The following is a 12,897-nucleotide window of genomic DNA, read 5'->3' on the forward strand; positions in this document are numbered from 1 at the left end:
CCACAAGCGGCATACCGTACCCGGCAGGTACGACGGCGGGCGGCCACCCGGAGGTGACCGCCCGCCGCCGTGCGCCGCGAGGCGCCGGGGGATTCCCTTTAGGCGAGGACGCTCAGCTTGGAGCCGCTGCGGCCGAAGAGGGCCTTGTCCACGGAGACCTTGCCCGCGCCGACGAAGGCCAGAGCCACGGCGGCGGCAGCCAGGATCAGCACGAGCTCGTAGCCGCCCGTTGCGGCAAAGATGCCGGCCGGGGCATGGACCAGGAACAGGGCGCCGAGCATGTTGGCCGCGAGCAGGGCAGCGAACACACGGGTGAGCACGCCGACGATCAGCGCGACGCCTCCGATGAGTTCGAGCGTGGCGATCACCGGGGCGGCGACGTTGGCGGCCGGCACGCCCATCTGCGCGAAGGCGGCCTGCGTGCCGGCAATCGTGAACTCATTGAACTTCTGCCAGCCGTGCGCGGCGAAAAGGAATCCCGTGACGATACGCAAGATCGTGCGGGCCGAGGTGGTAAGTGCGGGCTGGTTCATGGGTGCCGTCCTGACGTAGGAAGAGTGGCAGCTGTACACCGCCAGAGATTTAGTTGAAGATTCAACTTATAGTGTTCCGGTGCGTACTTGAAAAGTCAACTAATGCGAAGCCGTGCGACCCAGGCCGTGCCGTTAGGGTGGTGCCGTGACCGTTTCTGCCCCCACTCCCGCCACGCTCCCGTCTGCGGCAGGCCGCCGGCGGGAAATCCTGCGCCTGGCCGTGCCCGCGTTCGGTGCACTGATCGCAGAACCGCTGTTCCTGCTCGCGGATGCGGCGATTGTCGGGCATCTCGGGGTCGCGCAGCTCGCGGGTGTAGGGCTGGCATCGGCCGTACTCCACACGGTGGTGGGGCTGATGGTGTTCCTGGCCTACTCCACCACTCCGGCCGTGGCGCGGGCGATCGGCAACGGCCAGCTGCCCAAGGCCCTCGCGGCCGGGCGGGACGGCGTGTGGCTGGCCCTGATGCTCGGTGTGGTCCTGGCGACCGCCGGTTTCCTGGCGGCCGAACCGCTGGTCGACCTCATGGGTGCCAGCGGCGAGGTGCGGGCCTTCGCCGTGGACTACCTGCGCTGGTCAATGCCCGGACTCGTCGCGATGCTGCTTATCTTCGCCGGCACGGGGGTGCTGCGCGGCCTGCAGGACACCCGCACCCCCCTCCTTGTAGCGGCCGCCGGCTTCACGCTGAACGTGGCGCTGAACTTCTTCCTGGTCTACGGGCTGCAGTGGTCTGTCGCCGGCTCGGCGATCGGCACCAGCATCGCCCAGTGGGCCATGGCCCTGGTCTACGTGGTGATGGTCGGGCGCAATGCCCGCCGCCACGGTGTGGCCCTGCTGCCGGATTGGCGCGGCATCCGGTCCCTGAGCAAGGTGGGCTCGTGGCTGATGCTGCGGACGCTCAGCCTGCGCATCGCGATTCTTGCCACGGTGGTGGTGGTCACGGCCCAGGGGCCGGTCAACCTGGCCGCCCACCAGCTCGCGATGACGATCTTTACGTTCCTGGCGTTCGCCCTCGATGCCCTTGCGATTGCCGCGCAGGCGCTGATCGGCAAGGAACTCGGCGCCTCCCGCCCGTCCGGGGCGCGGGAGCTCACCGGAACCATGGTCCGCTGGGGCCTCGGCTTCGGCGCGATCACAGGAATCCTGCTGGCGCTTGCGGCACCGTGGGCCGGGCGGCTCTTCACGTCCGACGCCGACGTCCAGGCTGCGCTCACGCTGGCCTTGTGGGTGCTCGCGGCCGGACAGCCGATCGCCGGCTATGTCTTTGTCCTTGACGGTGTGCTGATTGGTGCGGGGGATGCCAAGTACTTGGCGATTGCCGGCGTCGTGAACCTCGCCGCGTATCTGCCGCTGCTGCTGGCCGTCGGACAGTCCGGGGTCGGTGGCGGGGCTGGCCTGCTCTGGCTGTGGGCGGCGTTCTCCCTGGGCTATATGACGGCCCGGGCCCTCACGCTGGGCCTCCGCGCCCGGACTGACCGGTGGATGGTGCTCGGCTCGCACTGAGTGCCGGCGCGCACGCGTGCGGCTGCACACTAAACTGGACGGGTGACTCTCCCCGCAGCCTTTGACGCCTCCGCCGCCCTGCCCGCTGCGGCGGATCTTTGGAAACCGGTGCTGGTCCGGGCCGCCGTGGCGCTCGGATTCGGCGCCGTGACCGTGTTCTGGGCGGCTCCATCCGCGGAGGGTATGGGCTGGGCCGGGGGACTCTACCTGCTGGCCACTGGCGTGGTGCTGCTCTGGAGCGTGAACAAGACGGGCCTCCGGGCCGGGTCATCCTCCAGTAAGATCCTGTCCGCCGCCGGCGCCGTACTCACCGGAACCGGTGCCGCCGTCGGCCTCCTTCCGAGCAGTCTGGTCTTCGGTGTGCTGGCAGCCGTGGGACTTGGCCTCGCCGGCGCTGCAGAGCTCTACCTCGGCATCACGCACCGCGGCCGGTCCGTGCTTGCGCGTGACTGGATCGCCTCCGGCGCCGTTGCGCTGGGCACCGCGGTCCTGCTGCCGTTCTTCATTGACCTCGGTCCGCACGCGCTGCTTGGCGTCGCGGGCGGCGGCGCCATCATCAGCGGCGTCCTCTGGGCGCTGGCGGGACTGACCTTGCGGCATGATGCGCGGGCCGATTCCGCGGAGGCCGTAAACTAGTAGCGACAGGTTCTACCTTGCGTAGAACGATTGCGGGATCACAACGGCCACGCCTGGCGGCGGCGGCTGCAGGAGGAAAGCACCTTGGCACAGCAGAAATCTCGAGAACCGCGCAACATGCGGACCTCGGTCAAGGGCCCGCTGATGTTCTCCGCTTTCTGGGCCGTGGTGGCATTCGTTGCCACTCTCATTTTCGCCTCCGGCGGCACCGCTAAGACGCCCCGCTTTGATCTGGCCTTTATCGCCGCAGGTATTGCCTTCATCGTGATTCTGGTGGTACTCGCCATGCTGTCCATGGGCCACAAGCCCAACGCTGAACATCTCGGCAAGGGCTCCGGCGTCAACCTGAGTTCGCGCAACTCCGGCCATGGCGGCCCGCCGGCCCGTCCCCGCCCGGACGCCGGCGACCCGGACGCCCCCCGCGACCGCACCTAAGAGCTGCCGCTCAGGACGCGGCTTTCCGTGCCCGGTACGCGGCCACGTGGGCGCGGTTGGCGCAGTTGCCGGTGTCGCAGTAGCGCTTGGAGCGGTTCCGGCTGAGGTCCAGCACCACGGCATCGCAGTCTTCCGCGGCGCACACCAGCATGCGGTCCATCTCCTTGCTGCGGATGACGTCCACCAAGGCCATCGCCGCCTCGGTGCTCATCCGGTCCGCCAGCGGAGCTTCCGGGGTGGTGGCGTGCAGATGCCAGTCCCACTGATCGTGCTTGACCAGCTGGGGGAGGGCCCGTGCCTGCCTCAGCAGCCTGTTCACTGTGTCCACGGCGGCGGATTCCTCCGCGCGCCACAGTGCGGCGAGTTCCGCGCGTAGACGGTGCACGCTGGCCAGCTCGGCCGCGTCCCCGGTCCGCGAGCCGGCGAATCCCTCCGCTTCCAGGAACCGGTCCAGGTCCTGCTCCGTGGCGAGCTGTTCGTCCCCGTTGGCCGCGGAGTTGATGAGGTTGACCACGGACCGCAGGGCCACCTCTATGTCAGGGGCAAAAAGCATCTTGACTCCTTACGTCGGCGTGGCGTACGGTCATGACCATAACCCTACTTTACTCCTGACAGGAGGCAGCCTGTGTCTGCCGCACGCCGCACCGCCGAAGCTCCGGCCAAGATCGCTTCCGGAATGCACACCCCCGGAAAACGAGGCTCCGGCAAACCCGGCGCGGCACCCGGCTTTCTGGCGTCCGGCCTCGGGGTTGCCCTGTTTTCCTCGGCCGTGTTCGGCCTCTCCGGGTCCTTTGCCAAGGCGCTGCTGGAGACCGGCTGGACCCCCGGGGCGGCAGTCACCGCCCGCCTCACCGGCGCCGCGCTCATCCTTGCGGTTCCCGCCATTTCGGCACTACGGGGGCGCTGGCACCAACTCAGGGACAACTGGCTCACGGTCCTGCTCTTCGGCTTTATCGGCGTCGCGGCCTGCCAACTGTTCTACTTCAACGCCGTGGCCAGGCTCTCGGTAGGGGTGGCCCTGCTCCTGGAATATCTCGCTCCGGTGCTAATCGTGCTGTGGCTCTGGGCTGCCAGCCGCCGGCGCCCGCGGCCCCTGACTATCTCCGGAACCCTGCTGTCCCTGGGCGGGCTGATCCTGGTCCTGGACCTCACGGGAGCGGTGAAGATTGACCTTATCGGTGTGCTGTGGGGGATCGCGGCGGCTGTCTGCCTGGCCATCTATTTCTTCATCACGGCCAAGGAAAATGACACCCTCCCCCCGATCGTCCTTGCCTCCGGCGGGCTGATGGTGGGCGCCGTCACCATGTGGCTCGCCGCCGCGACCGGGCTGCTGCCGATGGCCTTCAGCACCGCCGACACGCGGCTGGGCCCCTGGGTCACCCCCTGGTGGGTGGCCCTGGGCGGGCTGGTGGTGCTGGCCACCGTGCTGGCTTATGTCTCGGGGATTGTGGCAGCACGGGCTCTCGGTTCCAAGGTGGCATCCTTTGTCTCGCTGACCGAAGTGCTGTTTGCCGTCATCTGGGCGTGGCTGCTGTTGGGTGAACTGCCCGGACCCATCCAGCTTCTGGGCGGGCTGCTGATTGTCGGCGGCGTTGTGCTGGTCCGGCTGGACGAGCTCCGGACGCGGACCGGCGCCGGTGCGGAAGCGGTGCCGTCAGCGCTCGACCATGCGAACGACGTCGAACCCGTGCCGTCAAAGGGGAACTGACACAGACCGGCCCGGACGCTGCTGCGTCCGGGCCGGTCCGATATCTGCGGGTTTCCTGCTTAGCGGGAAGCGCTTTCCTGCTCGGTGGCGTTGCGGCTGGCCTGCTTGCCGGCCTCCTGCAGCGCCTGGGACACCTTCGCCAGGGCGGCAACGTGCTGGCCGTTCCATTCGCTGCGGAACTTATCGGCGTCCGGGCCCTTCCAGTCGGTGCCCTCGAGCACCTTGGTCAGCAGCGACTTCTGCTTGTCGATCTCGGATGAACCGGCCTGCAGCTTCGTCCCAAGAGTCTTGAGCTGAGCAATGTCTGCACCCCAAATAGCCATTCGAAAAATCTCCTCAAGTGGTAGAAACGGACCCGGCGCCGCCGGCGTCCCCTCGGATTCCGGCTGCTCCGGAAGATCCAGTGCCCCCAAACTATCCTGCTGGCCGGAAAACTGTCGATGGGCAGCCCTCCCCATGCCCTCGATCCCCGACGCGAGGAGCCCTAGCATGGAGATATGTGCCGAAACATCCGGACCCTCCATAATTTTGAACCGCACGCCACCACCGCCGAGGTGGAAGCGGCAGCGCTGCAGTACGTGCGCAAGATCAGCGGCAGCACCAAGCCCTCCAAAGCGAACGAGGAGGCCTTCACCCGTGCCGTGGAGGAGATTGCCCACGCCACCCAGCACCTGCTCGACTCCCTGGTGACGCACGCCCCGGCCAAGGACCGCGGGGAGGAAGCTGCCAAGGCGAAAGCCCGGGCAGCTGTCCGCTACGGCGCGGCCTGAGGGCATCCCTCCGCAGGGCGCCTACTTGCCGAAGCTGCGCAGCCGCAGCGAGTTGGCCACCACCAGCACGGAGCTGGCCGCCATCGCCGCGCCCGCGATCATCGGGTTGAGCATGCCCAGGGCTGCCACCGGAATTCCCACCGCGTTGTAGAAGAAGGCCCAGAAGAGGTTCGTTTTGATGGTCCCCAGCGTCCGGCGGGACAGTTCAATCGCCTGCGCGACCTGGCCGAGATCGTTGCCCATCACCGTCAGGTCGGCCGCCTCGATTGCCACATCGGTGCCGGATCCCATCGCGATGCCGAGGTCCGCCTGCGCCAGCGCCGCGGCGTCGTTGACACCGTCGCCGGCCATGGCCACCGTGGCGCCGGCGGCCTGCAGCTTCCGCACGGCCTCGACCTTGCCCTCCGGCAGTACCCCGGCGAACACGTCCGCCGGAGCGATCCCGACGGCGGCGGCCACCTGTGCGGCCACCGCGGCGTTGTCCCCGGTCAGGAGGATCGGCCGCAGCCCGAGCCCGCGGAGCCGTGAGATCGCGGCCGCGGAGCCAGGCTTCACCGTGTCGCGCAGGCTGATGATTCCGGCCGGTTCCCCGTCCACGGCCAGCCAGACCGCGGTGGCCCCGGAGCTTTCAGCCCTGCTGAACGCCTCCAGCTGCTCGGTGTCCGGGACGATGCCGTTCGCCTGCAGCCATCCCGTGCGGCCGGCTGTTACGAGCCGGCCCTCGACGGTTCCCTGGACTCCGCCGCCGGGTGCGGAACGGAAGTTGACGACGGCCGGGAGGACCCCGGCGCCGGTGCCGGTCGCTGCGCCGGGGTGTTCGTCTCCGTGTTCGGCCGATCGGGCGGCGGCGGCAACGGCGCGCGCGATTGGGTGCTCGGAGGCATCCTCCACCGCTCCGGCCAGCCGCAGGACCTCCGCCGGGGTGGCGGTCCCGAACGCCGCGGTGCCGTCGACGGCGAGGTGGCCGGTGGTCACGGTGCCGGTCTTGTCCAGCAGGATGGTGTCAACGGTCCGGGTATCCTCGAGGACCTGCGGGCCCTTGATCAGGATGCCCAGCTGCGCGCCCCGGCCGGTTCCGGTGAGCAGCCCCACCGGGGTGGCCAGGCCCAGGGCGCAGGGGCAGGCGATGACCAGCACGGCGACGGCGGCCGTGAACGCGGCACGAAGGTCGGCGTCGCTGACCTCAGGTCCGGCCGCCAGCAGCCAGCCGCCGAAAGTCACTGCGGCGATGGCCAGGACCACGGGTACGAACACGGAACTGATCCGGTCCGCGAGGCGGGCGATCGGCGCCTTGCCGGACTGGGCCTGGGATACCAGCCGGCCCATCTGGGCCAGTGTCGTTTCGGCGCCGACACGCGTGGCCCGGACCAGCAGGCGGCCGGAAGTGTTGATGGTGGCGCCCGTGACCGGGCTCTCCGGGCCGACTTCCACGGGCACGGATTCGCCAGTGACCAGCGAGGCGTCGACGGCGGAGGAACCTTCGACGACGATGCCGTCCGTCGCGATCTTCTCGCCGGGGCGGACCACAATAACGTCGCCCACGGCCAGCCGATCGGCCGGCAGCCGCTGCTCCCGGCCGTCCCGAAGGACCGTGGCGTCCTTGGCGCCGAGGTTCAGCAGGGCCTTGAGGGCGTCTCCGGCCTTCTGCTTGGCATTGGCCTCCAGGTACCGGCCCAGCAGCAGGAAAGTGGTGACCACCGCGGCGACCTCGAAGTACAGCCCGCCGGAGGCGGCCATGCCTTCCATGCCCTCCATCCCGGGCGGGTGGTCCGTCATCCGCGGGTCCGTGAAGAGCTGCCAGGCCGAGAAGACGTAGGCGGCCGTCACGCCGATGGAGACGAGTGTGTCCATGGTGGAGGAGAAGTGGCGGGCGTTGATGGCGGCGGCCCGGTGGAAGGGCCACGCCGCCCAGGTGACCACGGGCAGGGCCAGGATTCCCGCCGCCCAGCCCCAGTTCGGAAACTGGAACGCCGGGAACATCGAAATGAGGAACACCGGGACGGTGAGGATGGCCGCGACCATCAGGCGCGGGCGGAGCTTGGCTGCTGCGGCCGACGCGGTGTGGTCACCAACCGCGGCTCCACCGGAGACACGCTCCGCGTGCTCGGTCGTTCCTCCCCACCGGCCCCCTGACCTCGCAAGCTCGGTCAGGGAACCCTGCCGGCGTGGCCCGACCTTAGACGCACGCTTCCGCGTGCCCCCGGCGGCGCCGCTCGGGGATGGGTCACCGATGCTTGCAGCCGACGTCTCTTCGCCGACAGGCGCTGGGGGCGGGCTTGGATACCTGGGCGGGCGGACTGTGGCCTTGTAGCCTGCTGCCTCCACCGTGGCCGTGATCTGGCTGTCTGTGATCCCTGCGGGGACTGTGACCTGGGCCGACTCCAGGGGCAGGTTGACTGAGGCCGTGACGCCGTCGAGTTTTCCGAGCTTGCGTTCGACGCGGCTGACGCAGGAGGCGCAGGTCATGCCGTCGATGTCGAGCTCGATCACCCGCGTTCCGGGCTGGTCCAAAAGCTGCTCTCTACTCACCGTGTTTTTCCCTGTCTGCTCTGGTCTTCCGCGCTGTGTGCTGCGGCTGTGTGTGCCTGCGGCGGGTGGTCAGGCCTCGTTGGCCACCACCAGGTAGCCCGCTTCGGCAACGGCTTCGCCGATCTCGGACTCGGACAGGGCTCCGGCCGATGTAATGGTGACGGTGGAAACGCCGCCCGAGTTGAGGTCGACGTCGACCTTCTCTACCCCGGCGAGGGCTTCGAGCTCCTCGCTGACGGAGGACACGCAGTGGCCGCAGGTCATGCCGGAAACGTTGACGGTGGTGGAAACGGTGCTCATGGCTTGCTCCTGGTTCGTGGGCGGCTGGTTCATCAGCCCGATGGTGTGGTGAGTGGTGTTGCCGCTACCGCAGCAGGCGCCCGATGGCATCGGTGGCCTCCTTGACCTTGAAGTCGATGGCCTCAGCCCGCAGTGCCGCGTCCGGTTCGGCCGCGGCCCCGACAACGCAGTGGCCGATGTGCTCCTCCACCAGCCCGAGGCTGACGGCGTGGAGGGCCTTGGTGACGGCGGCGACCTGGGTGAGGATGTCGATGCAGTACTTGTCTTCATCGACCATCCGGGCGATGCCGCGCACCTGGCCCTCGATCCGTTTCAGCCGCAGCAGGTACGCCTCCTTGTTGGGGGAGTAACCGTGCTGCTGATGCGGTGCGGCATCGGCGGCATCCATGACGGGGACTGGGGCTTCGGACTCGTTCATAAGGACAACATATACCCCAAGGGGGTATGCCGCAAGTACCCCATGGGGGTATTTGCGATCTGGTGCGGCGGGACGCCGGGCCACAAAAAAGCTCCGGAGTGCGTTATTGGGGGATACGCACTCCGGAGCAGTCTTTGGGCAGGCGCCCTATCGTTCGCGCCCACGAATTAAAGCTTACTTGGCGGTAGGCAGGGAAAGGAAGCGCCCCGAATAAGTACTTTCGCTTTATTTTCGGTCGGCCTCCGGCGCCCCCGGCCCGACGTTCCAGGACAGCTGGGTCGCATGGAAGTCGAAGTGCGCCACCGGGTACGCGTAGACGTCCGCGAGGGTCATGCTCTCCGTGAAGAACGGGTCCCAGCGGGTTGGGAAGTGCATCCGGCATGCCAGCCCGGCCTCCGTTTCCCGCCGCAGGCGCCGTTCCAGCGCCGAGCTCACCCGGCGCAACTTGGCGGCCATCCGCCGGTGGTTGAAGATTCGTGCGCCTCCCTTAGATCCCCAGTAGTTGATGATGTCGAACGCTACGGTCCCGGCATTCAGCAGCCAGGCGAAGCCCCGGTTGACGAAATCAGGCAGCCGTCCGAAGATCCGCACGAGCGGAAGCAGTGCCAACACCACGATGTAGCCGAACACCATGTGGTAGAGCAGCTCCTCGTTGGTCCATCGGGTGCCTGCGCTGCGGCGGTGGAGCGCTTCGGGCGGGATGAGCGCCAGGGTGGTCTCCAGCTCCGTGCAGTTGCGCCGATAGGCGGCAGTAACGGCCTCGGCGTCCAGGGGGCCGGTCACGCTGGGTCAGACATCATGTCAGGCGCCGTGCTTGGTCCGGTGGTGTATCGCGGTCCTGACCGGAACGATGAGGATGGGACGGTCCTGATGGTGGCTGAGCCACGCGGCCACTGAACCGTTAAGGGCGGCGGAAATCCGGTGACCCAGGCCGGGTTCAGGTGTGCCCACGATGATCATCGCGGCGCCGACTTCGGCGGCCAGCCTGCCCAGTGCCCTGGCCGGATCTCCGGCCAGCGTCCGCAGGGTCCACTGGATCCCCTGTGCATCGCAGGCCAGGCCTATGTTTCTCCGCAACTCCTGTGTGACGGCCCGGATTTCGGCGTTGTCCGTCTCCGGGTGCAGTGAGAGCCGGTGCGCGGACCGCGCGGGGTCCCACTCCACGAGATAGCTTGCCTCATCCACGTGGGCGCAGATCAGCGGGGCGGCGAGTTTCGAGGCCAACGAAGCGGCAGACTGCAGCACCTCTGGGCTTTGCCCCGGGAGCACGCCGACCACAAGGGGCGACGGACCACTTGGGCGTTCGGCAGACATACTCAATTGTGGCGCCGGTCCTGGGCCGGGAACAGGGACTTACTTCCCGGTCTTGCCGCCCGCCAGGGGTACCGAATCTGCCCGGTTAGGCCCCGGTGACCGGTTGGGGGACGCCGCCTCGGCGCGGGGCACGAATCCGGCGATGATGGCGGCGATGCCGGCGGCAGCAGCGGCGGCGTATGCCATGGCTGTGTAGCTGCCCAACAAGGCCGCCAGCGCGGGGCCCGCAACAGGCGCCAGCGCAGTCACCGCGGTCAGAGGCGCGGCGAACCGCCCCTGCAGGGCGCCCAGATTGGACATGCCCCACCGCTCGGCCACGATCGTTGCCTGCAGCAGCGTGTGGCAGCCACGGACCGCACCGGCAAGCACTCCCGCCGCGATCAACAGCCCCGGGGGGCCGGGGAGAACGGCGAGCGAGAGGACCGCACCGGCGCCGGCGCCGGCGATGGTGGCCAGCCGGGCGCGGACCGGAATGCGCGCGAACAGAAGGCGCCCGCCCACCTGCCCTGCCCCCACCAGACCCAGCCCCAGGGCGGCACCGGCATAGCCCGCACCTTTTTCCATAAGCAGCGGAATGATGTTCAGCGTCACCGTGTAAAGACCCAGGCACAACAGCACCATGAGGGCCTGGAGTCCCAGGAACTCGGGGCTCCGGGTGACGGCACGAATCCGGAGGCGGTCGCGTCCCGGCCGGGCGGGGGATGCTGCGGACGGCCAGGAGCGGTTGAGGAAGAGTGCGTGCAGCGGGACCGTAATGAGCCCCAGCAGCGCCGCGAGGACCAGGAAAGTGCTGCGCCAGCCGACGGCGGCGGTGAGTCCGGCGGTGAGCGGGGCGAAAATTGTCGAGGCAAAACCGGCCACCAGGGTCAGTGTGGTCAGTGGGCGGACCCTGTTGCGGCCGTACCAGCGGCTGATCACTGTGAAAGCAGGCTGGTAGAGGACGGCGGCCTGGGCCGTTCCGGCCAGGAGCCACGCAGCGGCGAACAGCGGCAGGTTTGGGGCCAGCCCGGCCAGCCCGAGCGCCATAACACCAATCAGCGAGCCGGTGACCATGAGGGTCCGCGGCCCGGTGCGGTCCAGGATCCGGCCCACCGGGATGCCGGCGAGGGCGGACACCAGCAGTCCGGCGGAAAACGATCCGGTGATGAGGACGGGATCCCAGCCGGTGTCCTCGCTGATGGGCCGCACGGCGGCGGGCAGGGAGTAGTAGAGCAGGCCCCACCCTGTGGTCTGGGTGATGCACAACGCCACCAGCCCGCCCCGGGGAGCCCCGGCAGCGGCAGGCCGCGGAGTCCCCGGGGCGGCCAAGGTCAGTCCGCCGAGCGGCCGTGCGCCAGACCGGTGGGGAACCCCACCAGCACGGGTTCCGGGGTGCCGCAGCAGCCTCCCGCCGTCTCCAGGATGGGATCGGCGGAAACGGCCGGGATGTCGCAGCTGGTGCCGGCATCGGAGGAGCAGACGCCGGTTTCCGGAAGTTCGAGCAGGACGGTGTCCGCGGCCTCGCGGTCGCCGGCCAGGGCGGCCGCGACGGAGCGCACCTGCTCGTAGCCGGTGGCCAGCAGGAAGGTGGGAGCCCGGCCGTAGGATTTCATCCCCACAATGTAGAAATCCTTGTCCGGGTGGGCCAGCAGCCTGGCGCCGTGCGGCGCCACTGTGCCGCAGGAGTGGAACTCCGGGTCGATCAGCGGACCCAGTTCACGCGGGGCCTCGACGGCCGGGTCCAGCTCCAGCCGGAGTTCCCGCAGGATGTCAAGGTCCGGGCGGAATCCGGTGCACGGCACTACGACGTCTGCCCCGAGGGTGCGGCCGTCGGCGGAGCTGACAGTGACGCCCGCAGCCGACGCTGTGAGGGCGGTGATCCCGAAGCCGGTGTGCAGCTCCACGGTGCCGGCCTCGACCAGGCGGCGGAGCCGGCTGCCCAGCTGCCCGCGCGCGGGAAGCCCGTCGGCGTCGCCGCCGCCATAGACTTTCTCGGCGGAGGCGCCCCGCACGGCCCAGAGGATCTTGGTGTCCGGCTCCTGCTTCGCCAGGTCCGCAAGGTTGATCAGGGTGTTGGCGGCGGAGTGTCCTGCGCCCACCACGAGGACCCGTTGTCCTGCAAACCGGGCGCGCTCGCGGCCCAGGACGTCCGGGAGCGCGGCGGAAATCCGCTCCGCGGCGGCAGCCTCGCCCGCCGCCGGCAGCCCGGAGGTGCCGAGCGGATTGCGGGTGCTCCACGTGCCGGAGGCATCAATGACGCCCGCGGCACGGTACTCGCGGACTTCTCCGCCCGCGTGTTCGACCCGGAGCAGGAACGGCGTGGTGTCGCGGCCGCGGCTGTGGGTCTTATCCATCCCGAGCCGCGTCACGGCCACGACGCGGGCGCCGGTGTGCAGCCGGCCGGCGATGGCCGGCAGTGCGGCGAGGGGTGCCAGGTACGAATCAACGAGTTCGCCGCCGAAGGGTAGCGCCGTGGGGCGCGGTGCCTCCCAGCCGGATGCAGTGAGCAGCCGCGCGGCAGCAGCATCGACGTTGAACCGCCAGGGCGAGAAGAGCCGGATGTGGCGCCATTGTTCGATCGCGGCCCCCGCCGTCGGGCCGGCCTCGAAGATCAGCGGCTCGATGCCGCGCTCCAAAAGGTGGGCTGCCGCGGCCAGGCCGATCGGGCCTGCTCCGATGACGGCAACGGGAAGGTTCGTGTTAGCAGCCATTGTGTCCCTCTCCAAATATTGATGATTATCGATATGCCGAGTATCGCCCCATATATCGACGCC

At 68.9% G+C, this 12,897-nt stretch carries 15 protein-coding genes; 5 read left to right on the plus strand and 10 right to left on the minus strand.

Annotated elements, in window-relative coordinates; genetic code table 11:
• Nucleotides 1–98: 98 nt before the first annotated feature.
• Nucleotides 99–533, minus strand: a complete 435-nt coding sequence (locus tag FS787_RS10580; protein ID WP_144672374.1) for a DoxX family protein — start codon at nucleotides 531–533, stop codon at nucleotides 99–101.
• Nucleotides 534–678: 145 nt separating this feature from the next.
• On the opposite strand from FS787_RS10580, the gene FS787_RS10585 reads away from it, so the two are divergent.
• The 3 genes from FS787_RS10585 (at nucleotide 679) to FS787_RS10595 (ending at nucleotide 3,105) form a co-directional block, all read left to right on the plus strand.
• The gene (locus tag FS787_RS10585) at nucleotides 679–2,034 is read left to right on the plus strand and encodes an MATE family efflux transporter (RefSeq protein WP_144672375.1); all 1,356 of its coding nucleotides are present in this window, start codon (nucleotides 679–681) and stop codon (nucleotides 2,032–2,034) included.
• A gap of 42 nt (nucleotides 2,035–2,076) precedes the next feature.
• A complete protein-coding gene (locus FS787_RS10590; protein ID WP_144672376.1) occupies nucleotides 2,077–2,670 on the plus strand; it encodes a hypothetical protein in 594 nt (197 codons plus the stop codon).
• A gap of 84 nt (nucleotides 2,671–2,754) precedes the next feature.
• On the plus strand, nucleotides 2,755–3,105 hold the full coding sequence (locus FS787_RS10595; RefSeq protein ID WP_395940336.1) for a hypothetical protein: 351 nt from the start codon (nucleotides 2,755–2,757) through the stop codon (nucleotides 3,103–3,105).
• Nucleotides 3,106–3,115: 10 nt separating this feature from the next.
• Here the strand turns inward: FS787_RS10595 and FS787_RS10600 are convergent, their stop codons facing one another.
• Nucleotides 3,116–3,658, minus strand: a complete 543-nt coding sequence (locus FS787_RS10600; RefSeq protein WP_144672377.1) for a CGNR zinc finger domain-containing protein — start codon at nucleotides 3,656–3,658, stop codon at nucleotides 3,116–3,118.
• Nucleotides 3,659–3,781: 123 nt separating this feature from the next.
• On the opposite strand from FS787_RS10600, the gene FS787_RS10605 reads away from it, so the two are divergent.
• Nucleotides 3,782–4,813 carry a DMT family transporter gene (locus FS787_RS10605; protein ID WP_144672523.1) on the plus strand — a complete coding sequence of 344 codons (1,032 nt, stop codon included), beginning with the start codon at nucleotides 3,782–3,784 and terminating at the stop codon, nucleotides 4,811–4,813.
• A gap of 59 nt (nucleotides 4,814–4,872) precedes the next feature.
• On the opposite strand, the gene FS787_RS10610 is transcribed toward FS787_RS10605, so the two are convergent.
• Nucleotides 4,873–5,136: a hypothetical protein gene (locus tag FS787_RS10610; protein ID WP_056432770.1), complete on the minus strand. Its 264-nt coding sequence runs from the start codon at nucleotides 5,134–5,136 to the stop codon at nucleotides 4,873–4,875.
• Between the two features lie 174 nt (nucleotides 5,137–5,310).
• Between FS787_RS10610 and FS787_RS10615 the strand changes: the two genes are divergently transcribed.
• On the plus strand, nucleotides 5,311–5,583 hold the full coding sequence (locus tag FS787_RS10615) for a DUF2277 domain-containing protein (RefSeq protein WP_144672378.1): 273 nt from the start codon (nucleotides 5,311–5,313) through the stop codon (nucleotides 5,581–5,583).
• A 21-nt stretch (nucleotides 5,584–5,604) separates the two neighbouring features.
• On the opposite strand, the gene FS787_RS10620 is transcribed toward FS787_RS10615, so the two are convergent.
• The 7 genes from FS787_RS10620 to FS787_RS10650 all read right to left on the minus strand — a co-directional run bounded on the left by FS787_RS10620 (nucleotide 5,605) and on the right by FS787_RS10650 (nucleotide 12,834).
• Nucleotides 5,605–8,112, minus strand: a complete 2,508-nt coding sequence (locus FS787_RS10620; protein WP_144672379.1) for a cation-translocating P-type ATPase — start codon at nucleotides 8,110–8,112, stop codon at nucleotides 5,605–5,607.
• A gap of 69 nt (nucleotides 8,113–8,181) precedes the next feature.
• The gene (locus tag FS787_RS10625; protein WP_144672380.1) at nucleotides 8,182–8,412 is read right to left on the minus strand and encodes a heavy-metal-associated domain-containing protein; all 231 of its coding nucleotides are present in this window, start codon (nucleotides 8,410–8,412) and stop codon (nucleotides 8,182–8,184) included.
• Nucleotides 8,413–8,476: 64 nt separating this feature from the next.
• On the minus strand, nucleotides 8,477–8,800 hold the full coding sequence (locus FS787_RS10630) for a metal-sensitive transcriptional regulator (protein ID WP_395940341.1): 324 nt from the start codon (nucleotides 8,798–8,800) through the stop codon (nucleotides 8,477–8,479).
• 255 nt (nucleotides 8,801–9,055) lie between these two features.
• Nucleotides 9,056–9,613: a DinB family protein gene (locus tag FS787_RS10635; protein ID WP_260982499.1), complete on the minus strand. Its 558-nt coding sequence runs from the start codon at nucleotides 9,611–9,613 to the stop codon at nucleotides 9,056–9,058.
• An 18-nt stretch (nucleotides 9,614–9,631) separates the two neighbouring features.
• Nucleotides 9,632–10,144: a universal stress protein gene (locus tag FS787_RS10640; protein ID WP_144672382.1), complete on the minus strand. Its 513-nt coding sequence runs from the start codon at nucleotides 10,142–10,144 to the stop codon at nucleotides 9,632–9,634.
• Nucleotides 10,145–10,183: 39 nt separating this feature from the next.
• Nucleotides 10,184–11,395: an MFS transporter gene (locus FS787_RS10645; protein ID WP_313959654.1), complete on the minus strand. Its 1,212-nt coding sequence runs from the start codon at nucleotides 11,393–11,395 to the stop codon at nucleotides 10,184–10,186.
• A 59-nt stretch (nucleotides 11,396–11,454) separates the two neighbouring features.
• Nucleotides 11,455–12,834: an NAD(P)-binding domain-containing protein gene (locus FS787_RS10650; protein ID WP_144672383.1), complete on the minus strand. Its 1,380-nt coding sequence runs from the start codon at nucleotides 12,832–12,834 to the stop codon at nucleotides 11,455–11,457.
• Nucleotides 12,835–12,897: the final 63 nt, after the last annotated feature.

The sequence above is a fragment of the Arthrobacter sp. U41 genome (assembly GCF_007679325.1).
Taxonomy (GTDB): domain Bacteria; phylum Actinomycetota; class Actinomycetes; order Actinomycetales; family Micrococcaceae; genus Arthrobacter.